Annotated in this window: 23 protein-coding genes; 5 read left to right on the top strand and 18 right to left on the bottom strand. The window is 47.7% G+C overall.

All coding sequences use genetic code 11. The features are described from left to right. Positions 1–130 precede the first annotated feature (130 nt). Entirely contained in the window at positions 131–628 is a 498-nt protein-coding gene (locus PHQ97_09475) for a peptidylprolyl isomerase (protein ID MDD4392960.1), read from the bottom strand. A gap of 331 nt (positions 629–959) precedes the next feature. Here PHQ97_09475 and PHQ97_09470 point away from each other — a divergent pair, with 331 nt between their 5' ends. Continuing rightward, positions 960–2,546 carry a peptide chain release factor 3 gene (locus tag PHQ97_09470; protein ID MDD4392959.1) on the top strand — a complete coding sequence of 529 codons (1,587 nt, stop codon included), beginning with the start codon at positions 960–962 and terminating at the stop codon, positions 2,544–2,546. 42 nt (positions 2,547–2,588) lie between these two features. Here PHQ97_09470 and PHQ97_09465 read toward each other — a convergent pair whose 3' ends face one another. The 4 genes from PHQ97_09465 to PHQ97_09450 all read right to left on the bottom strand — a co-directional run bounded on the left by PHQ97_09465 (position 2,589) and on the right by PHQ97_09450 (position 4,978). Continuing rightward, complete coding sequence (locus tag PHQ97_09465) at positions 2,589–2,960, bottom strand: translation initiation factor Sui1 (protein MDD4392958.1); 372 nt, start codon at positions 2,958–2,960, stop codon at positions 2,589–2,591. A 37-nt stretch (positions 2,961–2,997) separates the two neighbouring features. After that, positions 2,998–3,381, bottom strand: a complete 384-nt coding sequence (locus PHQ97_09460) for a YajD family HNH nuclease (GenBank protein ID MDD4392957.1) — start codon at positions 3,379–3,381, stop codon at positions 2,998–3,000. 163 nt (positions 3,382–3,544) lie between these two features. Next, positions 3,545–4,495, bottom strand: a complete 951-nt coding sequence (locus PHQ97_09455; GenBank protein MDD4392956.1) for a hypothetical protein — start codon at positions 4,493–4,495, stop codon at positions 3,545–3,547. A gap of 189 nt (positions 4,496–4,684) precedes the next feature. After that, positions 4,685–4,978 (bottom strand): site-specific integrase, encoded by a 294-nt coding sequence (locus PHQ97_09450; GenBank protein MDD4392955.1) that lies wholly within the window; start codon positions 4,976–4,978, stop codon positions 4,685–4,687. Between the two features lie 172 nt (positions 4,979–5,150). On the opposite strand from PHQ97_09450, the gene PHQ97_09445 reads away from it, so the two are divergent. Further along, on the top strand, positions 5,151–5,627 hold the full coding sequence (locus PHQ97_09445) for a flavodoxin family protein (protein MDD4392954.1): 477 nt from the start codon (positions 5,151–5,153) through the stop codon (positions 5,625–5,627). 853 nt (positions 5,628–6,480) lie between these two features. On the opposite strand, the gene PHQ97_09440 is transcribed toward PHQ97_09445, so the two are convergent. The 4 genes from PHQ97_09440 to PHQ97_09425 form a co-directional block, all read right to left on the bottom strand. Beyond that, positions 6,481–7,023 (bottom strand): hypothetical protein, encoded by a 543-nt coding sequence (locus PHQ97_09440; protein ID MDD4392953.1) that lies wholly within the window; start codon positions 7,021–7,023, stop codon positions 6,481–6,483. A 403-nt stretch (positions 7,024–7,426) separates the two neighbouring features. After that, positions 7,427–8,362 carry a mechanosensitive ion channel gene (locus PHQ97_09435; protein MDD4392952.1) on the bottom strand — a complete coding sequence of 312 codons (936 nt, stop codon included), beginning with the start codon at positions 8,360–8,362 and terminating at the stop codon, positions 7,427–7,429. Between the two features lie 101 nt (positions 8,363–8,463). Next, the gene (locus tag PHQ97_09430) at positions 8,464–8,655 is read right to left on the bottom strand and encodes a hypothetical protein (GenBank protein MDD4392951.1); all 192 of its coding nucleotides are present in this window, start codon (positions 8,653–8,655) and stop codon (positions 8,464–8,466) included. A gap of 116 nt (positions 8,656–8,771) precedes the next feature. Beyond that, on the bottom strand, positions 8,772–9,104 hold the full coding sequence (locus tag PHQ97_09425) for a c-type cytochrome (GenBank protein ID MDD4392950.1): 333 nt from the start codon (positions 9,102–9,104) through the stop codon (positions 8,772–8,774). A 367-nt stretch (positions 9,105–9,471) separates the two neighbouring features. On the opposite strand from PHQ97_09425, the gene PHQ97_09420 reads away from it, so the two are divergent. Next, entirely contained in the window at positions 9,472–13,038 is a 3,567-nt protein-coding gene (locus tag PHQ97_09420; GenBank protein MDD4392949.1) for a DUF748 domain-containing protein, read from the top strand. Positions 13,039–13,539: 501 nt separating this feature from the next. On the opposite strand, the gene PHQ97_09415 is transcribed toward PHQ97_09420, so the two are convergent. Together PHQ97_09415 and PHQ97_09410 are read right to left on the bottom strand one after the other, a co-directional pair. Then, on the bottom strand, positions 13,540–13,776 hold the full coding sequence (locus PHQ97_09415; GenBank protein MDD4392948.1) for a YheU family protein: 237 nt from the start codon (positions 13,774–13,776) through the stop codon (positions 13,540–13,542). Between the two features lie 317 nt (positions 13,777–14,093). Then, positions 14,094–14,696, bottom strand: a complete 603-nt coding sequence (locus tag PHQ97_09410; GenBank protein ID MDD4392947.1) for a superoxide dismutase — start codon at positions 14,694–14,696, stop codon at positions 14,094–14,096. 584 nt (positions 14,697–15,280) lie between these two features. Here PHQ97_09410 and PHQ97_09405 point away from each other — a divergent pair. Beyond that, positions 15,281–16,198, top strand: coding sequence for a diguanylate cyclase (locus tag PHQ97_09405; protein ID MDD4392946.1), 918 nt, complete (start codon positions 15,281–15,283; stop codon positions 16,196–16,198). Between the two features lie 146 nt (positions 16,199–16,344). Here PHQ97_09405 and PHQ97_09400 read toward each other — a convergent pair whose 3' ends face one another. Genes PHQ97_09400 through PHQ97_09375 form a run of 6 tightly spaced genes read right to left on the bottom strand, consistent with a single transcriptional unit; the run spans position 16,345 to position 21,376 of the window. Further along, the gene (locus PHQ97_09400; GenBank protein ID MDD4392945.1) at positions 16,345–17,133 is read right to left on the bottom strand and encodes a hypothetical protein; all 789 of its coding nucleotides are present in this window, start codon (positions 17,131–17,133) and stop codon (positions 16,345–16,347) included. 13 nt (positions 17,134–17,146) lie between these two features. Beyond that, positions 17,147–18,151: a VacJ family lipoprotein gene (locus tag PHQ97_09395; GenBank protein MDD4392944.1), complete on the bottom strand. Its 1,005-nt coding sequence runs from the start codon at positions 18,149–18,151 to the stop codon at positions 17,147–17,149. Between the two features lie 32 nt (positions 18,152–18,183). Beyond that, a complete protein-coding gene (locus PHQ97_09390; GenBank protein ID MDD4392943.1) occupies positions 18,184–18,765 on the bottom strand; it encodes an ABC transporter substrate-binding protein in 582 nt (193 codons plus the stop codon). An 11-nt stretch (positions 18,766–18,776) separates the two neighbouring features. Continuing rightward, positions 18,777–19,253, bottom strand: a complete 477-nt coding sequence (gene mlaD / locus PHQ97_09385; protein ID MDD4392942.1) for an outer membrane lipid asymmetry maintenance protein MlaD — start codon at positions 19,251–19,253, stop codon at positions 18,777–18,779. After that, positions 19,250–20,503 carry an ATP-binding cassette domain-containing protein gene (locus PHQ97_09380; GenBank protein MDD4392941.1) on the bottom strand — a complete coding sequence of 418 codons (1,254 nt, stop codon included), beginning with the start codon at positions 20,501–20,503 and terminating at the stop codon, positions 19,250–19,252. The genes mlaD and PHQ97_09380 overlap by 4 nt, the downstream gene beginning before the upstream one ends. Positions 20,504–20,530: 27 nt before the next feature. Continuing rightward, the gene (locus tag PHQ97_09375; GenBank protein MDD4392940.1) at positions 20,531–21,376 is read right to left on the bottom strand and encodes an MlaE family lipid ABC transporter permease subunit; all 846 of its coding nucleotides are present in this window, start codon (positions 21,374–21,376) and stop codon (positions 20,531–20,533) included. 728 nt (positions 21,377–22,104) lie between these two features. Between PHQ97_09375 and PHQ97_09370 the strand changes: the two genes are divergently transcribed. After that, entirely contained in the window at positions 22,105–23,184 is a 1,080-nt protein-coding gene (locus PHQ97_09370) for a class I SAM-dependent methyltransferase (protein ID MDD4392939.1), read from the top strand. 427 nt (positions 23,185–23,611) lie between these two features. On the opposite strand, the gene PHQ97_09365 is transcribed toward PHQ97_09370, so the two are convergent. Continuing rightward, positions 23,612–24,454, bottom strand: a complete 843-nt coding sequence (locus PHQ97_09365) for a DUF2726 domain-containing protein (GenBank protein ID MDD4392938.1) — start codon at positions 24,452–24,454, stop codon at positions 23,612–23,614. Positions 24,455–24,467 lie beyond the last annotated feature (13 nt).

Here is a 24,467-nt window from a genome sequence, read left to right as displayed (position 1 = left end):
GATGTTCTTCAATGAATATCGATATCATAAAAAAATTCCGTTGGTTCTTCAACTACCAGAGAATCAGTTTTTTTCAATAGCCTGGATGGCTGACGGGGGCACGTTGCATTGACCCCGTCAGCCCATATGTTTATTCTTCTACCACTTCGGCCTTGATGATCGTCACAGGTTCCTTGGGCACATCGTCGTGCATACCGGATTTTCCGGTGGGAACGGCCTTGATCTTGTTGACGATACCATGGCCCTTGACCACCTTTCCAAAAACCGCATAACCCCACCCCTGATCGGTTTTGGCGGTGTGATCCAGGAACGTATTGCTTTTTACGTTGATGAAAAACTGGGCGGTGGCACTGTGGGGAATCATGGTGCGGGCCATGGCAACGGTGTAGGCTTCATTTTTAAGCCCGTTGTCGGCTTCGTTTTCAATGGGTTCCCCGTGGGATTTTTCCTTCATGTCACTGGTAAGACCGCCTCCCTGGATCATGAAGCCGTTGATAACCCGATGAAAGATGGTGCCGTCATAGTGGCCTTCTTTCACGTAGTTCAGAAAATTGGCTACGGTTTTGGGCGCTTTGTCCTCATAAAGTTCTATCACAATGTCACCCATGCTGGTTTCTAATTTTACCAAAAGATTTCTCCTTTCTGATCGGGCACGAAGACTCCGAATTGGATAATACGTCAAATGCACGGCAGCTGGCACTTGAAACCGGATACCCTGTGAAAAGCGGCTGCCTGGAATTAGAAAATCATCGTTTTAATAAGATAGCTGCCCGGTATTGTCAACTATGTTGAAGGCCTGTTATCCGGACAGGATGAAACTGAAAAAATGAATTTTCATAACGAAATATTTGTAAGAACTGGACAATCCGGTATGTTTTGTTTATTATAGTCAGGTTACACGGGCCGGTTCTTACGCCCGTTTTTTTACGTCTTGAGATAACAGGGGAAAAAAGAATTATATGGGCAGGACACTTGAGAAAGAAATCAAACAACGCCGGACATTTGGCATTATCAGTCACCCGGATGCGGGAAAGACCACGCTTACCGAAAAATTGCTGTTGTTTGGCGGGGCCATTCAGATGGCCGGAGCGGTAAAATCCAGAAAAGCGGCCAATCATGCGGTCAGCGACTGGATGTCCATTGAAAAGGAGCGTGGAATTTCGGTCACGACCTCGGTGATGAAGTTCAATTACCGGGATTTTGATATCAATCTGCTCGATACACCCGGTCACCAGGATTTTTCAGAGGATACATACCGGGTGCTGACAGCAGTGGACAGCGCTTTAATGGTGATCGACTGCGCCAAGGGCGTGGAGGCCCAGACCGAGAAACTGATGGAGGTGTGCCGGATGCGCAACACGCCGGTTATTACCTTTATCAACAAGCTTGACCGGGAAGGGACCGATCCGATGGATATCCTTGCGGACATTGAGGAAAAACTGCAGATCGAGTGCTCGCCGCTTTCCTGGCCCATCGGGATGGGCAAAAGCTTTAAGGGCGTTTACAATATTTATCGGAGCCAGTTGCATCTTTTCACACCGGGACAGGATACCCGGACGCAGGACGGCATTGTCGTCAGCGATCTTTCCGATCCTGTTCTGGACGAATTGCTGGGCCGCCAGGCGAACACCCTCCGGGAGGATATCGAACTGCTCGAAGGGGCAAGCAATCCATTTGATTATAATGAATATTTGAAGGCAAATCAGACCCCGGTGTTTTTCGGAAGCGCCATCAATAATTTCGGTGTCAGGGAGCTGCTGGATTCTTTTGTCGAACTGGCGCCGGCGCCCGGCCCCCGTGCTACGGTCACCCGTCTGGTTTTTCCGGAGGAAGAAACCTTTTCAGGTTTTACCTTCAAAATTCAGGCCAATATGAATCCGGCCCATCGGGACCGGATTGCATTTTTTCGGATCTGTTCGGGTAAATTCACCCGCGGCATGAAGGTCATTCATCACCGGCTCGGCAAAGAAATAGCCCTTGCCAATGCCACCATTTTCATGGCCCAGGACCGGAAAAACGTGGAAGAGGCCTATCCCGGCGATATTATCGGCATCCATAATCACGGTACCATCAAGATCGGCGATACCTTTACGGATAAGGAACCCCTTAAATTTACCGGGATTCCCAATTTCGCGCCCGAGCATTTCCGACGGGTGCTGCTCAAAAATCCGCTCAAAGGAAAACAGCTCAACAAGGGGCTGGTGCAGATGGCCGAAGAGGGGGCAGTGCAGATGTTCCGGCCCGTTTCCGACAGCAGTTACATTCTGGGGGCGGTAGGGCAGCTGCAGTTTGAGGTGACGATGGCACGGCTGAAGGCCGAATACGGGGTGGATGCAGTCTACGAAGTGGTGGATTACGCCACGGCCCGCTGGATTACCTGTGATGACAGGAAAAAACTTGATGAGTTCAAAGACCAGAACCAGACCAACCTGGCCCTGGACGCGGAAGGGCATCTGGCCTTCCTGGCCACCAGTGAATGGCGTCTGTCCCACGCCATGGAACTTTTCCCGGATATCGTCTTCCACAAGACCCGGGAATATAGCTGAGGGGGCGAGAGTCGAGAGTCGTGAGTCTTTTGACCTCTGCCTTCACCCTCCAGACTGTTTGACAGTATAACCTTGCCGGGTCAGTTCTTCGATCAGCATGCTCCGGTGATCGCCCTGGATTTCAATGACACCGTCTTTGACGGTACCGCCGGTGCCGCATTTTTGTTTGAGTTGTTTTGCCAGTTTCAGAAGCCCGTCATGGGGCAGGGGAATACCGGTGATTGTGGTCACACCTTTTCCCTTGCGGCCTTTGGTTTCCCGCCCGATTCTTACAATTCCGTCGCCTTTGGGACCCGGCGCTTTGTTTTTCCGGCGGCACACGCAGCCGGCCACAGGCATCCCGCAGCCGGGGCATATTCTGCCATTTCCGGTCGAGTAGACCAGTCTGGAATTATTGTCTTTTTCAGTCGCCATCGGGTCACCGGTTTGTATTAAGGCGGATCATGAACGGTTATTTTCTGCCTTTCAGCAGGGCCTCGAGATCCGCAAACGGCCTGTGGGAAGACGCTGGCTCCTGATTCCGGTTCGGGGTCGACGTATCATACGCGTCAGCGACCTCATGCCGCTGGTGCTCATTGTCGTGGCAGTAGAGGCACAGCAATTCCCAGTTACTGCCGTCGGGCGGGTTGTTGTCGTGATTGTGATCCTTGTGATGGACAGTAAGCTCCCGAAGCCGTTTGCCGCTGAATTCCCTTCCGCACCGCGCGCAGATCGAGGGGAAAATTTTGAACGCCCGTTCACGGTAGGTTTTCTCGAGTTGTTCCCGGTTGCGGCGGGCCTCGGCTACAATATCGCTTTGCCTGCTCTTATCGGATTGTGTTTTGATTGTTGTCATGCGTGCATCCTTGATTCGTCCGGGATGGAACACACCCGGCTCTTCAAATAAATTTTCGGTCGTCCTTTATAAAACCAGTCAGTCGGATTGAATCCGGTACGGATAATTTTATTACCAGAAGTTTTTTCTGAAGGCAAGCTGTGAAACACGTGCCAGGTGCCTGTCAATACCCCCGCTTATCGCAACTTTCTTTTGATTGGGGCATGCTTAAGGGGGTGTCCGGAAATCCGGCCAGCAGTATCATTTCAGGGCTGTAATTCACATACCCTTCAAAAATATATTCGTTCCAGTAATGTCTGTTCAAGCCGTATTTCATCAGGGATTCATAGGCTCGCTTTTTGTCTTTTATTCCAGTTTTATCCAGATTTCTTTCAAAAAATGATATCCAATTCTCTTCATACGGAATTATGAAATTATTATTTTCCATTTCGCAAAGGATGTAGGGGCTTATAAAAGCAACAGCGTACCCGAAATTTAATTCCGGAAACGGTTCCGGCATGATTCGTGTTAACCAGATCTCACCGGATTTTCCCTTGTAGCCGCTTGGAACGATAACATTAATTCGTTCGTGGGTAATAATCTCTCTTAACTGAACATAGCCATCCGAGAAACCCTCATGGACATAAACACCCATTCGCGATTGCTGCATATGTTCAAAAACGGTAATCAATCCCTGATCCATGCCCAGTGCTCTGCATACATCTATGATAACCGTTCCAAGTGTTTCTTTTTTAATTCCGGTACAGAGATCAAAAAATCCCCAGCAGGTAAAATAGGACCTTGTCAACGGACTCATCGGGGGGCCTGAGGGTATGTAGATATCTTCAGCATTCGCATAGGCATCTGCAAGCTTTGAAAGTGCGGGCAAATCAGCAATTTGTTCAATGAAGACGGACATCATGTTTTGAGCGTATGTATAAATTCCATGAAGGGGGTCCAATTGAGAAAGCTTTTTTTCTGAAATGATTGTGTTTGCAATGTTCTCGGATTGGATCTTTGCGTCTCTCAATTCGGAAATGTCGATTATTTTCTTGTTGATATGCTTTTTTATAGCGGCAAGCGCTTTATTTGAAACTGGACCCCGACCTGACATTTTAAGATTTAGTTTGCCCATTACAATTTTCTTTGTCTGTTTGATAGATTTAAAAGTCTCATCCCCTTACCCTTAATGTCTCCATTATGGCTTTTTATCATACCCATGGAATTTTGTACATTTTCAAAAAAGCTTCATGCGAATGGAAAATGCTTCCGGCCATGGTATTTGTATTTTTCGGACATCTAACCTTTTTGGTCCAGAATCGTTTTATAAATCGTATGCATTTAAGCGATATTTGATAGTGGAAGCGGACACCTTGCCCACGGTTACGAGATGGGAAAGAAACCGTTCGATATCCCTGGTCCCGAGCCGGATCGGATGGGTCTTGCCGCAGAAGTGATGGACATAGCGGAGTATCCACTGGCAATAGGTCTGCTCGGTGCGATACGCGTAATGATGATACCGCAACACTTTTCGAACCTGATCCATGAGCTTAAGCCTGGAATCGGGACGCGATTTCGGCTTTTTTTCTTTTGACTTTCCATATGTTGTCACATACATACCGAAATATACCGAATTCAATCAGATGAAATGTAATAAGCGGACAAAAAACCGGGAAATTTTCCATATTTCAAGACTAATATAGGAATAAGTGGAAATACTGTCCACCCATAGGGTGATATGACGGACAAAATTCCGCTTATTGCACTGTTAGGCAGCGGAGGTCTTTCACTTGTCAAACATACTCGTTGTATATTATTCACTGACCGGCCACACCCGGCAGATAGCCGAAGCCATAGCCACCGCGCAGGACGCCGATTTTGAAGCCATTGAAGATACCTTTAACCGGAACACAGGTCTGGGACGCCCTCGCTCAGCAATTGAAGGTCTTTTGGGCCTACGCAGTAGTATCACCCCGCCCAGGCATGATCCCAGCGAATACGATTTGGTTGTGGTAGGTACACCTGTCTGGTCTGCCCGACTATCCTCGCCGGTGCGTGCGTATTTGAGCCAACAGCGCGCCTCGCTCGAGCGCGTAGCGTTTTTCTGCACGCAGGGCGGCATTGGCGGGAAGTGGGCACTGCAAAATATGGCCACGGTTTGCGGGCAGCGGCCCATCGCGCGAATGATCATCTCAGAGAGCCAACTGAATACCCCGGTTGCCGAAGAGAAGATCGCACAGTTTGTGAGCGAAATCAGCATGGGCTGAATCGGACAAAATAGGGCAGGAAAAGCGTACATTTCCCATAATGTCACCGGAAGATGAAACCATCCAGATGTGGCATGATCGGGACAAATCGGGCTGGTGGATTCTTTTCAACATGGATCAAATAATTGGGCAGCCATTGGCATTGGTTGAAAACGGATTGGATCTTCACATGAGTTTAAGTACCGGCTTGCGTATGTTGTGTGTAGGGAATGTGTTTTGCACTACGACAAGGAATCAGGTAAAGGCGACCACAGGCATTTCGGAGGCACAGAAAATAGTTACGCATTTTCTACACCGGATCAATTAGTCGCTGACTTCCAGAATGATATAAAGAGGTGGAACAATGAAAACCTTAATTGTTGATGTAAAAACTCCAGCCGACTCGATGGCAGACTTTACACGTGCATGGACGACAAACACCCCTTAAAAGTCAGCGCGGATTAGTTTTGCTATCCCTGAATTGCTTTGGCGAGTGCTGACAGCGAAACGTTGGGAGTTGATCAAAGTTCTTTGCGGAGCAGGCCCCGTATCAATCCGTGAAATCGCACGTCGTGTTGGGCGTGATGTGAAAGCCGTTCACGGTGATGTTACTGCACTGTTAAACGCTGGAATTCTTGACCGAACTGAGAATAAGCGCATTTTGTTTCCATACGAAGCCGTAAAAGTGGAATTCTTATTGCAAGCCGCCTAAATGCAGTGAACAATTTCAAAGCCGAACAGTCGTTCATAGAATCCAGCCTTCCAGGGAAAATCAAATATTCCTTGGAAGGCTGATCAAGTCATTCGATCATTTTTGCAACCGTGTCAAATTTCTGCCCATTCAACTTTTGTCTTGCTGAGCCCTAAGCTTGGGCTAGAACTTAATGCCCATACCGATGGTATAAACATAGCGGCCATCATCAAATTGATTATCTATCTCGTCGGCATTTTCGAAGAGTATCTGGTATTCAACCTGGGTATAAATAAAAGTTGTAGAGTTAAGACCATATTTTATTCCGCCCTCGGGGCCGGCAATAAAGGTATCCTTAACGTCATCTCCATAGAGGTACCCGACATTCACCCCGATAAATGGTTTTAAATTTCTTATATTAAAGTTGTAGTCTAAACTGAATCGGGTAGATGCGCCCCAGCTGCTGCCGTCATTGAGATCCGAGATGGAAATTCCCTGCTTGATGCCCAGTTCAATATTATCCGTGTAGAAATATCCTGCACCGCCCTGGACAGAAAGAGTCGTTGTATCAAAACTATTATCACTCGTTCCGCTTCCTGCAAGTATGAATTCCCAGTCTCCCGCGTTATATTCCATAATGGGCTCAGCGTTTGTGAAAGCGGGCAATAACAGGATACCAATTGCTGCTATAATGCATAGTGCTTTTGACATAGTTTTTACCTCCATTGGATTATCGTCCTGATGAGTGTTATTCTCGAAATTTATGTAAAATAAGCATGCCGTAATCATAGGTCTGTAAAACTGCGTGAGACGTCTGGTGATCTGGGTTGAGACAAACCCATCAGGAATAAATTAACAGGTCTATAAACGCATAACCCGTTTTTCATGCGAGCAGTTCTGAAAAAATGTTTTTATTGCACTCACGTTATGATTGATCCCCCCCTTCCACGATAGGGCCAGCGCCATGCCCCAAAAAAATATGCTCACCCCCCTCCATTTTTCGTTCAGAAGTTGCTATAAATTGATCTGCGAAATGGGCGGGAAATATCATCTGATAATCTGATTTAAGACTTTCAAAATAAAACCGGTCAAAGACGGGTTATACAGATTTTATCTGTAATATTTGGGCTCACCGGTTATTAACCGGGTCCGTTGCTGGCGCATGAATTTGAAGCAACCGGACATCCAGGTCTGGTGCAGCTGTCAGTTCAATTGTCGTGGAACCCAGCCGGACCCGTCCTTTGGTTTCATCAATGCTGTTGAGCAATTGTTCGAAGATCTTGTCTTTTGTGACACGCCGGTTCTTATAGTCCACGATGTATCGAAGCGTATATTCTACCCAGTTGTCATTGGCAACCAGGGTGACAACCGGTTCCACTTTAACATCTTCAATCATGTATCGTTCCGTCATCTGGTGCCAGATAGCCTTGGATTGTGCGGCATATTCACCGGTTAACTCGTTAAGAATATCTTCAAACAGGCTGCGGGCAAGTCTATAATCACTGCCGTATCTGACGGGGATCACAATTTCATCCCAGAGAAAAGGAAAATCGGAAGAATAATTAAACACGGGTTCCTTGAAAATAAAGCTGTTGGCTACCCGAACGATTCGGCCATTGTACTGATCGGCTTTAATCCAGCCGCCACATTCCATAAGCGTCGTTCTTAACATTCCGATATCGATGACATCTCCCGTTATTCCGCCTAACTGAACCCTGTCGCCGATCTTATAGAAACGACCAAAAGACATCGATACCCATCCGGCAACACTTGCGATCAGCTCCTGAAGGGCAAAGGCGATTCCGGCGCCCGCCACTCCGAAAGCCACGGTTAAACCGGACAGTTTGTCACTGAAAATAATAGAAAACAGAAAAACGACAAGCAGATAGCCGGAAAAAGCAATAATTTTTTTTAACCGATACCGGCGTTCACTGTTTTGCACATACCGGCCTGAAATCCGTTGTGCCAGGCGTACCGCGGAAATAGTGAACAAAATAGCCAGAAGAGAAAATACGATTTTCCCAACAACCGGATCTAAAAGCCATTTTTTTATGAGAAGCTCCATGAATTGCGTTCCTGGCAAGGTTGCCCCCGAATCCCATTGCTACGGAGGGGACTGCGTCAGCCGAGTCGATGACATGTCCCTAGTGGTGTGAGGACAAGGTGTCACTCCGCAGGGACTGAATCCTCGATATTCTCCTGCATCATCGGCATCTTTTCCCGCATGATTTTGCGCTGAGGCACAAACTCATTGATGACATCGATGACGGCAGACAGACGCTCTTCGCCGGTTGCTGCGTTCATTCGGGCCACTTTTTCGTCAAGGACCTTGTCCATGGCATGCATGTCGGCCATCATTTCCTGCCTTTGCCCCGTACCTTTTCTGAAATGCTTCTTTTTGTAATCATGTTTTTTTTCTTTTTTTGATTCTTCAATTATTTTGTGAAGAATGTTGCTCGTGGAGAATCAGCCGGTCATTGTTTGTGGCTCATGATGAAATCAGCCAGGTTTTTCAGGTCTGCATCAGAAAGTGTTTTTGTTTTTTCAAGATATGGTTTCATGATCCCGGCTTTTTGCGGATTAATAACCGGTTCAGCCTCTTCTTTTAGATATTGTACCAACTGGTCTTCCATGCCATGGTAACTTTCTGAAATATTGATCAAAGAAGGGTTTTCGACCCCTTCGGAAGGCTTATGACATGCGCCGCATCCCTGTGATTCAAATACGGTTGCTTTTTGGGTGCATGAAGTTGCTGCACTCAGCAGCAGGATAATAAAAATAATCAGAATCGTTTTTGTTTGGTTCATAGGTGCTCCTTTTTGAATGGTTATTAAATATTAAAGGGTATAAGGAACCTTTTGTTTAGATGACAGAAGCGTTAAAGCGACCCGGAGCGGGTGCTGTAAGAGAGGATATTTTAAGCGTATGATGTTGTAACTCGTATGTCTATTGGTAAAAGAGTGTATTCTAATATGTAAAAACCATTAGGCTTCGGGGGGGGGTATGAATTTGGCGATGCGTACGCAGGATTTTCTTGACCTGTTTTCATGGAGACGCAATACTGAATCAGCAGCTATCCGTAACGAGTGGTAACCAGTACTTAATTGGGTTTATTTTGTCCCCATTTTTTTATTGATTATGCAAGATGTGATACCCATTCCAGAAAAAGGAAGCATGATGAAACTGAACACAGCGATTTTTGAAAAAAAATGGGTAAAATGGTCGTTGATTGGCGGGGGGATTTTTATCGTATTTTATACCCTGTTCGGCTTTGCCGTGTTACCGGCAATTGTTCGTTCTGTTCTTGCGGACAAGCTTTCCGTGGCAACGGGTCGTATGGTTACCATCGAGAAGGTTTCTGTAAATCCTTATGCATTGACGATAAATATCAATGGCGTCAATATCCGGGAGCAAAATGGTACGCCTTTGATGTCCCTGGATGAACTTTTTGTCAATCTGCAGACGTTTTCAGTTCTCAAACGCGCCCTGGTTTTAAAAGAGCTCCGGGTAGTAAAACCCGATATCCATGTGGTGCGAACCGGACCGGATACGTTTAATTTTTCGGATCTGATTCCGGCTTCCGCACACAAGACTGCGCCTGAACCGGAAACCCAACCGCAGCCCGAAACCGGGCTGTTCAGGTTTCTGGTTGAAAACATCTCTCTTACCGATGGGGCGGTGTATTTTGCCGATCAGCATGTCGGGGTGGATCAGGAGATGACCGGAATTTTTGTCTCCATTCCGAGGGTGTCCAGCCTGCCGAAGGATGGTAAGACACCGGTAATGCTTCATTTTGGTGTAAAAATTAACGGAACACCGGCAAGCCTGGAGGCTGAAAGTCTTCCCTTTGATCCCTCCCTCAAGACCCGTCTTCTGGTTCAGCTAGAAAAACTGGATGTTCTTCGCGGTCTTTCCTATATCACCATGCCCGAAGGGCTGAATGTGGATTCGGCCTTTGTTGCGGGCAGGATGGACCTGAATATCAGCAGACAGAACGGCCGCCTTTCCGTGCTTGCCTCGTCCGGATCCCTGACAGTATCCGATGCCCGCGTAAATCACGGCGAAAACCTCCCGTTAATGAATATGCCGGAACTGGAGGTGACTCTGGCCGGCTCTGATCTGCTCAACGGGCCTTATCATTTCGCAGGAATTCGCATGAACAGCCCTGAGTTGTATCTGCGGCGGGACAAGGACGGACAATGGGAACTGGCAAGCCTGGGCGGGGAAAAGCCGGGAGAAAAAATGCCGCCGGAAACCACTCAGACGGCCATGGTGCTGCCGCTGATCGATGTGGATGAAGTGAACATTTCCGGGGCCTCAGCCGTTTTTTCGGATATGTTCATGGCTGCCCCCTTTCAACTGCGGTCAGAGCAGATAGCCCTTTGTGTAAAGCAGTTCAGCACCCGGGAAACCCAAAATGCGGATTACACGTTTTCAGCTCAAACCGATGCCGGTGAAACAATCGCATCGTCCGGCCGGTTCTGCATCAATCCTCTGACGGCTGAAGGAACAGTCGATCTGACCGGATTGATTCTGAAACAGTATGCGCCATATTATCAGAAACAGGTACGGTTTGAGATTGCCGATGGACAGGCCGGGATGCATACCGGATTCCGATTTACGGCCGATCCGCAGGTACTGGTGTTTGACGGAGTTCAATTGAGTTTGCAGAACCTGAAGGTTCATGACCCTGCAATGAACCGGTCGATATTGACGATTCCCGAATTTTTTCTGACCGATTCCCGGATCGATGCGGGGGCAGGTTCTGTCGTTTTAGGCCGTGTGTCAACCAAAGGCGGAAATGCATATCTTCAGCGCGCTACCGATGGGACGATCAACTGGCAGACGCTGGTTTCAGCTGATACGCCATCTCAATCGGAAAAATCGCCATCAGGTGAAAAAACGTCATGGAACCTTGTGCTAAATCATGCGGATCTCACAAATTGGGCCGTTGAGTTTGAGGATAGGACCATGGCCGATCCGGTGCGTGTCAATATTGAGAAAATTGCCGCTGACGTCCAGGGCGTCGGGACCGCTGTTGAACAGCCGGGCAGGGTGGACCTGTCGTTTCAATGGAACAAGAACGGGACGGTTGCTGTTAAGGGAGGTCTTCGACTCGCGCCTTTGAAAGCTGATCTGGCGGTTTCTGCCAACAAAGTGGATATTCGGTCGGTTCAGCCCTATTTTACGGACAGGGTCAAACTGCTGGTCACGGACGGGTCGTGCGGGGCCAAAGGACAGCTGGCCATTTTTCAGAACACGGATGATACGGTCGGCTCAACGTATACCGGCGATGTGTTCGTAACTGAATTTGCCTCGGTAGACCGGGCCTTTTCAAAGGATTTTCTGAAATGGGATTCCCTGTATGTTTCCGGTGCTGATATCGGGTATAATCCGACCCGTGTTTCCATCGCAGAAGTGGCGCTGTCAAATTTTTTCTCACTGTTGATCGTAGAGTCAGATGGAAAGATAAACCTGCAATCCGTTATGGTTCCGCAGCAGCAGGAGAAAGAGCCCGAACCGGCAGCCGAAGAAAAAACCGTTTCTCCCGTACCGGTGCGCATCGATGCGGTAACCTTTCAGGGCGGGACCGTTAAATTTTCAGACTTTCAAATCCAGCCCAATTTTGAAGCGACCCTGCTGGCGTTGGGGGGTAATATATCCGGACTGGTTTCAGAAGAATCCCAAAACGCTGACGTATTCCTCAAAGGAAGGTTGAATAATTACGCGCCGCTGGAAATTACCGGAAAGATCAATCCATTGATTCGGGATCTGTTTGCCGATATCCGATTTTCATTCAAGGATATTCAGTTGAGCCCCTTTACACCCTATACGGGCCGATATCTGGGCTACCAGCTGCAAAAAGGAAAGCTCAATCTGTCCCTGGTATACAGTATTTCACAGGGAAAACTGCAGGGGCAGAACAAAGTGGTGCTGGATCAGCTGACCCTCGGGAAAAGCGTCAAGAGTGCAGAGGCGACGAGTCTTCCGGTTAAAATGGCCATCGCATTGCTCAAGGACCGAAAAGGCGTTATTAACCTGGACCTGCCGGTCCGCGGAGAGCTGGATGATCCTGAATTTCGTATCGGTAAGGTGGTGATGATGGTTCTGGGAAATGTGATTACCAAGGTGGTAACCTCACCGTTTGCGGCCCTTGGCGCCATGTTCGGAGGTGGCGAAGATTTGAGCTATATCGAGTTCGATGATGGGAGCAGTGAGCTCAGTTCGAAGGGTCTGAAAAAAATCTCTGATCTGGAAAGCGCCCTTTATCAGCGGCCGGGACTGACGCTGGAGATTCAGGGAGAGGCCGATTCCCGAAATGATCGCAGTGTTCTTCAGAAGATGGCGTTTGAACAGGGCATCAAGTCGCAGAAACTGAACGAGATGCTCCGCACTCAGCCGGACATGGACCTGTCCGTCATCAGTATTTCCCCGGAAGAAAGGGCTGCCTACGTGGAAAAAGCCTATGATGCCGGACAGTTTCCCAAACCGAGGAAGGCGGATGGAAAGCTGAAGGAACTTTCCACAGAAGAGATGGAAAAATTGCTCTTGACGCATACCCGGATTACGGATGCGGACCTGCGGTCACTGGCCTATGAGAGGGCCGAAACTGTCAGAGCACAGATCATGGGCGGGGGCAAAGTGGAGGAAAACCGGGTGTTCATTCTTGAGCCTGAGCGGGTTGCTGATCGGCAATCCGCTTTTGATCGGAAAAACCGTGTCCGGTTTTCGCTTCGGTGAGTTAAGTGAGCAACAGGAATATTGCCGGTGCCCAAAGATTGATAGCCGCAAAGAGTCACAAGAAAACGCAAAATGAGGTAAAATTTTTGGGGGAAGAACATAAGGACGGCCATGAATAGATGCATATCCCCGATCGTACGATGTCGTACGCCGGCAACGGCCGGGACTTCGAAACTACACGTAAGAGAATATGGCCGCAGTTATGATCAAGCCCGGTACAGGTCAACCGGCGGTGAGCCGTGCGGTAGTGCGGGGGGAAAAATTAGCTCAGGATATGAATTTAAGCTTAATAAAGTGAGAAATGCATTTATTCATGCCCGTCCCTGTAAACCCCCCGTGCGGTAGTGCGGGGGGGAAAAAATTAGCTCAGGATATGAATTTAAGCTTAATAAAGTAAGAAATGCATTTATTCATGCCCGTCCCTGTAAACCCCGTCCCTGTAAACCCCGAGGACATGAGGGGTGTCGGACATGCGGCCTGATTATAGGTGTGCGGCATCAATTAACGATGACGCCGGTTGTTTTTTTCCAGATAATTCTTTGATACAATGTTAGCAGATTGAGTGTCTTCGTCATAGACAACGAAAACCTCGCTTCGTTTCAATTCTCGTTTTACCATATCTATATTTTGCTCAAGGGTGTTTTTTGTATATCCTGAGTCGGTGCCAGATCGAGTAACAAATTCTTCGATAAGGCCATTTAGCGCTTCCGGACTTAATTTTTTGTATGGAATTATCATTCTGGTTCAGGTTCATCCTCAAGTTTTTTGAAGGTATCACGAATTTTCGTTTTCGACCATAATGTGGTACGGCTTTTAACTTCTGGCGAGTGCGGTATTATGCGGTTTTTTATGGTGTGAATGTCTCCCTCCCGACATGAACTTGAAATTCCACGATTGCAGATGCCTGCTATATCCCCATTAAATCCCCTCAAAAAAATAAATGAGGGGTAAATTTAGAACCTTAGGGCTTGATCATAAATTTCGGCCACGTTGTCCGCGGCTACACTTCGGAACTATGGCCGAAATTATGATCGAGCCCGAAAAAATGGCTGCAGTTAAAAAGCTGTAGCTACCTGTAAGCTCACAAACTCCCAGTTGATCAGGTGATCCACAAAGGCGGACAGATAGTCCGCTCGTCTGTTCTGGTAATCCAGATAGTACGCATGTTCCCAGACGTCTACCGTCAGAAGCGGCTTTAATCCATGGGCAATCGGCGTGTCCGCATTGGATGTTTTCATGATCTGCAGGTGGTTTTCCTTCAAAACCAACCATGCCCAGCCACTGCCGAATTGAGTGGCGCCGGCTTTTTTGAATTCCGCAGTAAAAGTTTCATAACTTCCGAAATCCGAAGTTATCCTTCCGGCTATATCGCCTGAAGGCGGACCGCCTCCCCCCGGTTTCATGCAGGACCAGTAAAAGGAGTGATTCCAGGCCTGAGCGGCATTATTGAATATCAAACTCATTGATGTATTGTTTGACGTTTTCTTTATGATCGTTTCCAGATCCTGATTTGACAGTTCTGTGCCTTCAATAAGGGTGTTGGTCGTTGTGATATAGGCATTGTGATGTTTCCCATAGTGGTATTCGATTGTTTTCGGGCTGATAAACGGGGCCAGTGAATGCTTTTCATAGGGCAGAGCCGGCAGTCTGACAGTCATGATTCCTCCTTGAAGAATATATGAGATATGAACAGGCCATTTCATTTTTTTTGATTGATTTGATCAGCAGGTTACAGACTGAGGGCCGCTATCGCTGAAGGGGCGGGAGCTTTGCTCCCCAGTCCGCCCTCAGGGCGCTGATTTATTTCAGTGATGGAAACAGTTACCAGAAACCGGATCGTTAATAAAGCGAAATCCGAAAATAGCCGTTCGATCGTATAATTCATTCAGCCATGTTTACCGGTTTTGTTCACGAATGCGCCTCCGGAAGGCCGGAAGAGAGCCGTATGCCAAATATGTCGGAATCAGGCTGCCCGATCTAAAATCAGGGTGGTCTTTGACACCGGTTTTATGGTATTGGTTTACGAAAAAAATATTATGAGTATCTGGATGCCGCGTGTGACTTTGGTTGATCGTATTGCGAAGGAATGAAAACCCCTTGACTTTAGAAATCCATCCGGTTGTGCTGATATGAAGTTGATTTTTCCGGTTTATCATCCGCCCGTTATGAAACCATTCACACCGAAATTCAATCGATCAGATGACCTGTCCGAATAATATTGAAACCGAACGTATGGAAATGTATGCATTCAACACCTGACATTACGGAAAAAATGCTGTTGGCCGTCTCCTGCGCATTGCCCGATCCGATGTTTATCATCGATATCGACGGAACATATGTGGATATCATTGGCGGGGCTGAACGGTCCTTATACGACAGCAGCCGGTTCCTGATCGGCAAACGACTTCACGATATCCTGCCGGAACCTGTAGCCAACCGGTTTCTGAATACGATCAAAAAGGCCATTCGGCTCAATCGGCTCCAAACGATTGAATATGAGTTGTCTTCAGCGGATTGTTTCGGAAACCGGTCAGACGGCCCTGCCGGAAAGCAATGGTTTGAAGGGCGGATTTCCCCGATACGGATAGATTGCTACCGCACCCCCTGTGTCGTTTGGGTGGCTATCAATATTTCGGATCGAAAACGGACGGAGAGGGAGCTGAAGCGGTTTTCCGAAATCGATGAGCTGACCGGAGCCAATAACCGGAGATATTTCATGAGGGCGTTTGAATACGAGCTGAATCGGTTTAAACGACATCACAGCCCTGCTGCTATTGCGATGATGGATATTGATCATTTTAAGGACGTCAATGATACCTATGGACATCCATGCGGGGACAAGACGCTGGTGGAATTTGTCCGTATGATTAAGCTTAAGCTGAGAAAAACAGATATCTTCGCCCGGATCGGTGGAGAAGAATTTGCCCTGCTGATGGTGAATACGAATCTTTCCAGCGCGGAAATAATGATTCAAAGGCTTTTGCGCGAAATCAAACAGATGAAAATTACGTTTGAACGTTATGAATTCGCCATCACGGTCAGCATAGGTTTGACCGAAATTTTACAGGAGGATGAATCGATCTGCCGACCGATGAGCCGGGCCGATAACGCGTTGTACAAGGCCAAAACCTCCGGGCGGGCCTGTATTCGGATGATGTGACCCGGCGATGGGCCGCTGCCGGATGCGGAATACAAATCGCTCACGGGGAGTTTTTCGATGGCAAGTTTGTCGCCGGGCCTTTTATCAACGACTGATGTGGAGCGGCACAGCCCGGCATTATCAGAAACCTTAAGGCGTGTCCCTGATCAATAAACCAGCGTGACGGCGACTCCCGCTGAGAACCTTTCCGCATATTGTCCTTCCAGATTCAGATGAAATCCCTTGCCGATGGGAAAATCGACCCCTGCAAATCCGCCCACATTTATTTTATTCTTCAAGGTTGTATCGGTAGCCGACAAATTGATACCCGGGATGTTCGGAGAAGAAGATACCTTTGCTTGCGCATAATAAATGTATGGGCCGATATACAGCTTTGTCCCGGACGGGAGCCTCGTCTGAAGATCGATCCCGAAATTGATGTCCCACGGATTTTTAACTTTCATCGTACTCGTAAAAGGCGCCCCGTTAAGGGTTCCCGGGATGCTGTCCGTGTAGTCGCTTAAGCAACAGGTTCCCTGGATAAAAGACCCGATCCCGAAAAAACCATTATATGGATAAAACCCCTTCGCTCCCAGAGTGCCGGAAAATTGCCAATTGTCGTTGAACTCATTTCCGGCGGTTGTTGTCGAGTTATCTGAAGGACTGAAAGCATCCCGGATTTTCATGTCAGCGATCCCGATACGGCCATAAATCTCAAACCCGTTCATGAACCCATAGCCGAGTTCGGAATACAGCTGATTTTGTCTGAGAACGTGTTCCGTACCGTTTTCGTATTTATCCTCGTGATACCAGTATCCAAATGCGGTATAGAGGCCTCCTTCTCTGATCGCCACAGTTTCGGGAGAACCAAAGGGGGCGCCGGCGGAACCGATCCCGCAGAACGCAAGTACGATCCATACGACCAGACTGGTCAATAAGAATAGTTTTGTATGCATCCAATCTTTCTCCCTATCGTACCCCCCCCGGTTTCAGCGGGATTTTTTTGAACGTTTTTATTTTTTCTTCCCGGTACTGGACATAGGCGTTACGAAGCGCCACATACGGATCGATCGCCGCCTCCTTTAGCAATTCATAATCACCGATTCTCAACGAGGTGTCGTTTACCGTTTCATAAACCCGGGTTCCGGATGAGGCGTAGCCAGGACTGATGTAGGAAACAGGATACAGGAAGTAATCACCGGGGATCTCCACTGTGTCCCTGGCACTGGAGGGGCCCAGAATCGGCCAGACGATATAGAAACCGGCACCCACGCCATACACGCCGAGGGTTTGTCCGAAGTCGGCGTCGTATTCAGGAATATCCAATTCCTTCTTTGATGCCGGATCCAGGAATCCGCCGACTCCCCAGAGCGTATTGACCGTAAAACGTCCTGCTTCCGAAATTGCTCCCCGGAAATTCGCCTGCAATAAATTATTCACGAAGCGGATCGGAAACTTGAGATTTTCAAAAAAGTTTTGAATGCCGGATCGGGCCGGTTTGGGCATAACCTTATTATAGCCCTGCGCAACCGGTTTAAGAACCCGGAAATACAGCTTGTCATTAAAATGAAACATCGCCCGGTTGAAAGACTCCAGAGGATCTGCGATGCCCGGATCTTCAGCTTCCAGGTCTTCCTCCCATGCGTCTTCCTCTTCGATCGTGTCCGGCCCGGTGTTGTCATCCGCCTCCACCTTCGACTCATTTTCCATCGTTCCGTTCGAAGCGAAGAGCACATCTGTTTTTTCTTCAGGTATGCCCGCATCCGGCTCACTGCCCGTCTGAACGGTTTCATCTCTGGTTGAAAAATCCCGGAATGAACTCATGAAGGACCCTTCGCCGGTTGGCGTTATGATCATCGGCCCTGAAGCGTCACATGCGGCAGGTTGAGAAGCAGATGTCTTCGAACCGGTGTTATGGGCACAGCCCCCTGCGAATATGGCAAGTAAGACTATGGGAAATGCGATATATTTCATCACATGGCATCCTTTGCGGAAATATAGGAAAATTATTCCTTTTCGACCTTCTTCCTCAGGATTTCGAGCAACTGCTCCGGTGTATTCTTTGACAGGATCGATCTGAACTGGCTGCGGTAATTCCGGATCAGGCTGACGTTTTCAACAACAACATCGTATACCTTCCAGGTATCATTTTTCATGATCATTCTGTAATTAATGGGGATCTGTTCTGAAGATGTGATCACCCGGGTCTGGACCTCAGCCTGGCTTTCGGATAATTTTGTCACTCCGGTAAAATCAATCTTCTCATCGGAGTAAGAAAGGATCTTGTCAATGTAAGCCTTTTTCAGGATTTCGCGGAAGAGTTTCACAAATTCCTTTTGTTCTGAGCTGTTAAGCGCAGTCCAACCCTTTCCCATGCTTCGCTTTGAAAGTTCGACCTCATCAAACATCCTCCCGTAGATATCCTCTATGTTTTTCTTCTTCACTTCCTTGCTGGCTGTTTTATCTCTGAGGATTTCGAGTACTTTATTGACATCTTCTCTGGCTGTCTCCAGGGGTGTGGCCGCATATGCAGGGGACTGTAATATGAACGCCATGAGAATATAACATGCGAGGAAAATTTTTTTCATGGGTTCGCCTCTTATTTAATTTCCGACGTATTCTCGCCGCCCTTGATTTCTCCGAAGGCATATTTTCCGACAAGGTCCACAATATCTACGGCTGCCTGCGTTTCAATGATTGTATCTCCGGGTTTCAACGGGGGTTCCGAGCCCCCCGGATCAATGCTGATATATTTATCGCCGATCAACCCCTCTGTCTTGATGGAGGCGATGGCATCCCCGTAAATCTGGATTCCTTTAAGGACCCCGATTTCTACGAGCGCCAGCTGGTCTTTCTGATCCATCGAGAGCTCATCCACCTGGCCTATTTCGATTCCGAACATATTAACGGTACTGCCGACCCGCAAGCCGGAAACATTCGAGAATCGGGCCAAAAGGGGGTAGGTGTTCTCTCCCAGGAAAGAGACATTCCCGAGTTTAACTGTCATGTAGGTGATGCACATAATTCCGATCATGACAAAAATGCCGACTTTGGTTTCAATGGTGTACTTTTTCATGCTTCCGTCTTTACCTTGCCAGACCGCAGCCGGGCAATTTCCTTGGTGTGTTTTCTTGCCGAGTTGATCACCGAGGTCATTTCCATATCGGGCCGCCCTTGATCAATCCCGGCCAGGATTATAAGATCGATGTCGACTTCAGGAAAAGCCTCTCCTGCGGAGACGCCGCAAATTTTACAGATTCCCTGGCGCTGAATATCCTCAATGAAATTATCCAGTATTGCCTCGGCCTCTGCCAGATCGGAATAGGGGAGCACCGTTACGAATTCATTGGTGCCATACCGGTTCGAGAATCCCCCCACTGCCCCGAAATGATCATCGATACACCGGCCCATGCATCGTATCGCTTTTTGCGCTGTGTAATGATTGAAACTGGAAGCGAGCATCTCCAGATTCAAGATGGCGAAAACCACCACAACATAGGTTTCATCGAACGGCCTCCGTTTCAGCTCGTTGTGATAACGGATTTTAAACTGCCTCCGCGAGTAAAGCCCGGTCAATTCTTCCTCGAGGCCTTCGAGGCTGTGGATGACCTCTTCCTTGAACGGGTGGTCGAAATCTTCCAGTTCCTCGGGTGTGCCCTGAAAAACGATTTTTCGGTCATAGAGCGCAAGTATCCGGTTCGAGATGAAATACACGTCCGGAATCGCGTGGCTGACCATGATCGCGGTGAATCCGAATTTTCGCTGATACTCGGCGATCATGCTCAGAATGCTGTTTTTCCTTACGGGATCCTGCCCGGTCGTAGGCTCGTCAAAAAGAACGATATTCGGGTCCGTGACCAGAGCCCGCGCCAGGGCAACCCGTTTTTGCATTCCCCCGGAAAGTTCCGAAGGGTACTTGTCATTTGCATCGCCGAGTTCCGCCTGTTCGATTCTGTCCATAACCCGGCGATGGATTTCCTTTTTCCCAAGATGCGTTGTCTCTCGAAGCGGGAGAGAAATGTTTTCATAGACAGTCATGGAATCGAAAAGGGCGTTGCTCTGGAACATGTAACTCATTTGCGCGAAATATGCCGACATTTCACTCTTTGTCATTTCACTGAGGGGTTTGCCCCGGAAGAGGATCGTTCCGTCATCGGGTTTGAGCAGCCCGACAATATGCTTCAGAATCACACTTTTGCCTGATCCGCTGAGCCCGATAATGGTGGTTACCTCTCCTTCAAAGATCTTCAGGTTGATGTGGTCGAGTACGGTCAGAGATCCGAAACGTTTGGTGACATCCTTGAATTCGATTAACGGTGTAGTCATGGCCCCATGCTCCCTGACCGGATTTTTTTATAACAACAGTGACGTTACCACATAATCGGACACCAGAATGAGGACGCTGGAGAGCACCACTGCGGAAGTTGTCGCATACCCGACAGCCTTTGCCCCATGGCTGTCGCTGCGCATGTGTGCGAAATATCCCTCGAAACATGAGACCGTCGAGACGATCACGGCAAAAACGATGGCCTTGATGAATCCGTCCGTAATATCATTTATTTCCAGACTGGACTGCACCCGATAATAATATGTTCCGGGATTGACGCCAAGGAGCACGACACCCGAGAGATACCCGCCGAAGATTCCGATCAGGTCGAAAATAGCCGTAAGCAGGGGAAAGCTGATAAGGGAGGCCATAATCCTCGGACTCACGAGGTACCGCAACGGATCGATCTGCATCGTGACCAGGGCATCGATCTGCTCGGAAATCCTGAGGATTCCTATTTCCGCCGTGATCGCCGAACCCGCCCGGGCTGTGATCATGAGGGCGGTTAGAACAGGCCCTAATTCGCGGACCAGAGAAAGGGCGATCAGGGTACCGAGGGCTCCCTGCGCACCGAATTTGATGAGGGCGTAATAGGATTGAAGTCCTAAAACCATGCCGGTGAACAGGCCAACCAGGAGGACTATCGTTATGGACCGCATACCGATAAAGTAGAGTTGCTGAACGATTCTGGCCAACTGCTTTGGACGAAAGATCATCACGATCGCCAGCACAAGGAACACGGTCGCCGCCCCCAGGTTGTTGACCCAGTTGATTGTTTCTCTGCCAAGGGCGGCAAATGGGTCTGCCCATGTTTTGCCGGACAACCATTTTGATTTTGCGGGATGGCACTGATTATCTGTTGTTAAGCCCATGAAACGCGTTCCGCTAATGATGTTATGTGGCGCTGTACCATCCGGATTCGGATTTATTTTTTGCCCTTGAGGATTCTATTCCTCGACTTCGGATAAGAAAAAGGTGGGTAAACAGAGGGCCGCTTTTTTCCAAAATACAAAAACCAACTCATCATCTTTTATTATTGTGTCTGAGGGGTACAGATAAATCTATCAGGTTTTTCCTGTTTTCAGGTAATGTTTACTATGAAATTTCAGGCGGGTTTTACCTATGGGATTTTCGTACGTATCGCCGGTGTAACCACCGGTTGCATTAAGGGCTCACTCAAAAATAACTTCCCATTTTAAGCGCCGATGCATCCTGCCTGGCAGCGTTACGAAAGCTCGCAATATGCTTGATATTCCTGCACTTTCGTGCCTTGCCAGACAGGCGCCTCAACACTTAAAATTGCGAACTTATTTCTGAGCGAGCCCTAAGCACATAGCCATGAGTTCTGAAAGGACGACGTTAAGAAGCAGGTTACCGTAAGAAAAGAAGTCACACCTTGTATTGTGAATAAAAATCTGCACAGAACATATTTATTGGAATAATATGTGGGTTAACCTATCAATGCGTTTGAAACTTGAGTGTCGTATGGGTTGCGGCTATCTGCAATACAAGATGTGATATTCATACACTCAGGTGCTCGGTCAACTTTTTCCGGCCTCTCCGTTTCGTGGTATTGAATTGAAAGGGTGACAACTGAATAATGAATGATTTTTCAAAAAGGATAAATGAAATTCTCAACCATGGCGCTTTAAATCTTGCCATGGCCATAGGATATAAAAACCGGATTTTCGATATTCTTGAAGAACTGAACAAACCGGTGACAGTTCTGGAAATTGCTTCTGCTTCAGGGCTCCATGACAGGTATCTCAAAGAATGGCTTGGGATAATGGTGACCGGCAAAATCATTGAATTGTCCCGGACGCCAGGTGGAGAGGACACATATTTTCTGCCTCCTGAGCATGCTTTATTTCTGACACGCAAGGCAGGAAGCAACAATATGGGAGTCTATACCCAGGAAATTCCTTTGCTGACATCCTGCGCACTGGAATCGGTTAACGGAAATTTTAAAACCGGGGAAGGGGTTCCCTTCTCAAGGTATCCTGATTTTCAAAGATTCATGGCCGAACTTTCCGATGCAAAGCACAAAGAGACGCTGATTAACCATTTTCTCCCGTCTGTTGACAAAGGACGACTGCTTGCCCGTCTTACCGACGGAATAAGGGTTTGTGACCTGGGTTGTGGCCATGGCGTTGCGGTAAATCTCATGGCCCGGGCATTTTCCAAAAGTAGTTTTACCGGCATTGACAATCACGAGGAGGCGATCAGAAACGCCAGAAACGATGCCCGGGAGTTGGGCCTTTCCAATGCAGTATACAACGTTCTGGATGCAGCAAAAATCCATGGGCAAAAAGAATTTTTCAGGCGGTTTGATTATATCTGTGCCTTTGATGCCATCCACGATCAGAGCCATCCCCTGGAAGCCCTTAAAGGAATCAGATACATGCTGGCACCTGGCGGAATATTTTCAATGATCGATATCAAGGCCGGATCAAACCTGGCTGACAACATAGATCACCCGATGGGACCCTTCCTGTATACGGTGAGCCTGATGCACTGTATGCCGGTGGGACTGAACGACAATGGAACCGGACTTGGAATGATGTGGGGGCAGGAAAAAGCAGAAGCGCTGCTCAGAGAAGCCGGATTTGAACATATTGAGCTCACGGAGATGGAACATGACCCGTTTAACCTCCATTACTTTTGCAAGGCACCGCTATAGCACAATTTGGGCTTGATCATAACTGCGGCCATAACGTCGTGAGGAACGGCCGGGACTTCGAAACTACACGTATCCTTCGCCACAACGTTTCTAAAAAATTTAACCACGAAAAATAAAAAAAAAATTGGGATTTTAACCACGAAAAACTCGAAAGCCACGAAAAGGGATTTTTTTTAAACCACTGAACACCCGGAACACACGGAATAAGAAAAAATTATTGATGCTTTGTGTGAGATACGAGAAATCGGAAGGCGCTAATTTATGGACTGATGCTGTTTGCTGAGGTGAAAGTATAATTTACCTATCCCTCATTCAGTCCATTTTCAATTCATGCGACACAAATCATCGTCAAAATTAGGGCTACGGAAATTACTAATTTACCGGTTGTCGAGTCTCAAAGTGGCGTCATTTATTTTTGAACAACGGCTTAGTCGATTTTAAAATTGTCAGAAGTGTCCCATGAAGAATCTTTTCCTGAAATTTTTCCGGGATTCAAATCTGTTAACTGAAAGGGTTTATCATCATTACACGGTTTTTCTTTGAAAGGCGTCACATACTTACACACAGGGAATTTTGTGCAGGACAAAATATATTTTCCGGCATGTTTGCCGTAATCGATCATACGTCTGGTTAACCTGGCACCGCAAACGGGGCACTTCCCGAAGTTTTCCTTCGGGGGGTCGGTGATTGCCTTGCCGGCAGGCACTTCCCGATCCGGTTTAAATACCAGCCTTTTCAGCTCAAGGCCTTCAAACATCTGTCTTTTTATCGTCTGGATGCTATATTTTGATGCAGTCCGTACATGCAGAATGGGTATCTCCGCCGATGACAATGCCTGATCTACAAATTCATCCCTCTTTTTTCGATGACTCAAATTATGAGACCTGTCATCCAGTTCCACGGCCCCCAGCACAGCCAATGTATTCTTGTCACAGACGACAAAATCGACATGTTTTCCGGAAATTTTGTTAAAGGCGGTCTGCCATTGACTGCCCGACCGATTCGATTCAGTCTGGATAATATCTGCCAGACGGACTTTCCCAAATACTCGATAGTCGTCTCCAACAATCTGGTCAATAACTTTGAGAAACGATCGCTCTGCCGGTGTAAACAAAGCACTTCTTTTGACATATTTAAACTTGAACGCCCCATCTCCCGGCGTTAGTGCAGACAAAAAAGTGCCAAGCAGTTTTTTAAACTTCTTTGTCAGTAAACTAAATACCCCGTAGATTCCGACAATAACAATAATGATCCAAAAAAAATCTATCATTTCAAGTAATATC

The organism is Desulfobacterales bacterium (assembly GCA_028704555.1).
Taxonomy (GTDB): Bacteria; Desulfobacterota; Desulfobacteria; order Desulfobacterales; family JAQWFD01; genus JAQWFD01.
Note: the sequence above shows the minus strand (reverse complement) of the source record. Positions and strands in the feature narration are given on the sequence as shown.

Excerpts from the sequence above, each read along its gene's own strand:
- PHQ97_09425 (MDD4392950.1), bottom strand. The coding sequence starts at position 9,104 with ATGAACCAAACAAAAACGATTCTGATTATTTTTATTATCCTGCTGCTG.
- PHQ97_09375 (MDD4392940.1), bottom strand. The coding sequence starts at position 21,376 with ATGGGCTTAACAACAGATAATCAGTGCCATCCCGCAAAATCAAAATGG.
- PHQ97_09410 (MDD4392947.1), bottom strand. The coding sequence starts at position 14,696 with ATGACTGTCAGACTGCCGGCTCTGCCCTATGAAAAGCATTCACTGGCC.
- PHQ97_09455 (MDD4392956.1), bottom strand. The coding sequence starts at position 4,495 with ATGGGCAAACTAAATCTTAAAATGTCAGGTCGGGGTCCAGTTTCAAAT.
- PHQ97_09420 (MDD4392949.1), top strand. The coding sequence starts at position 9,472 with ATGATGAAACTGAACACAGCGATTTTTGAAAAAAAATGGGTAAAATGG.
- PHQ97_09370 (MDD4392939.1), top strand. The coding sequence starts at position 22,105 with ATGAATGATTTTTCAAAAAGGATAAATGAAATTCTCAACCATGGCGCT.
- PHQ97_09405 (MDD4392946.1), top strand. The coding sequence starts at position 15,281 with ATGCATTCAACACCTGACATTACGGAAAAAATGCTGTTGGCCGTCTCC.
- PHQ97_09415 (MDD4392948.1), bottom strand. The coding sequence starts at position 13,776 with ATGATAATTCCATACAAAAAATTAAGTCCGGAAGCGCTAAATGGCCTT.
- PHQ97_09465 (MDD4392958.1), bottom strand. The coding sequence starts at position 2,960 with ATGGCGACTGAAAAAGACAATAATTCCAGACTGGTCTACTCGACCGGA.
- mlaD (MDD4392942.1), bottom strand. The coding sequence starts at position 19,253 with ATGAAAAAGTACACCATTGAAACCAAAGTCGGCATTTTTGTCATGATC.
- PHQ97_09400 (MDD4392945.1), bottom strand. The coding sequence starts at position 17,133 with ATGCATACAAAACTATTCTTATTGACCAGTCTGGTCGTATGGATCGTA.
- PHQ97_09390 (MDD4392943.1), bottom strand. The coding sequence starts at position 18,765 with ATGAAAAAAATTTTCCTCGCATGTTATATTCTCATGGCGTTCATATTA.
- PHQ97_09460 (MDD4392957.1), bottom strand. The coding sequence starts at position 3,381 with ATGACAACAATCAAAACACAATCCGATAAGAGCAGGCAAAGCGATATT.
- PHQ97_09395 (MDD4392944.1), bottom strand. The coding sequence starts at position 18,151 with ATGAAATATATCGCATTTCCCATAGTCTTACTTGCCATATTCGCAGGG.
- PHQ97_09380 (MDD4392941.1), bottom strand. The coding sequence starts at position 20,503 with ATGACTACACCGTTAATCGAATTCAAGGATGTCACCAAACGTTTCGGA.
- PHQ97_09470 (MDD4392959.1), top strand. The coding sequence starts at position 960 with ATGGGCAGGACACTTGAGAAAGAAATCAAACAACGCCGGACATTTGGC.
- PHQ97_09440 (MDD4392953.1), bottom strand. The coding sequence starts at position 7,023 with ATGGAGGTAAAAACTATGTCAAAAGCACTATGCATTATAGCAGCAATT.
- PHQ97_09430 (MDD4392951.1), bottom strand. The coding sequence starts at position 8,655 with ATGATGGCCGACATGCATGCCATGGACAAGGTCCTTGACGAAAAAGTG.
- PHQ97_09365 (MDD4392938.1), bottom strand. The coding sequence starts at position 24,454 with ATGATAGATTTTTTTTGGATCATTATTGTTATTGTCGGAATCTACGGG.
- PHQ97_09450 (MDD4392955.1), bottom strand. The coding sequence starts at position 4,978 with ATGTATGTGACAACATATGGAAAGTCAAAAGAAAAAAAGCCGAAATCG.
- PHQ97_09435 (MDD4392952.1), bottom strand. The coding sequence starts at position 8,362 with ATGGAGCTTCTCATAAAAAAATGGCTTTTAGATCCGGTTGTTGGGAAA.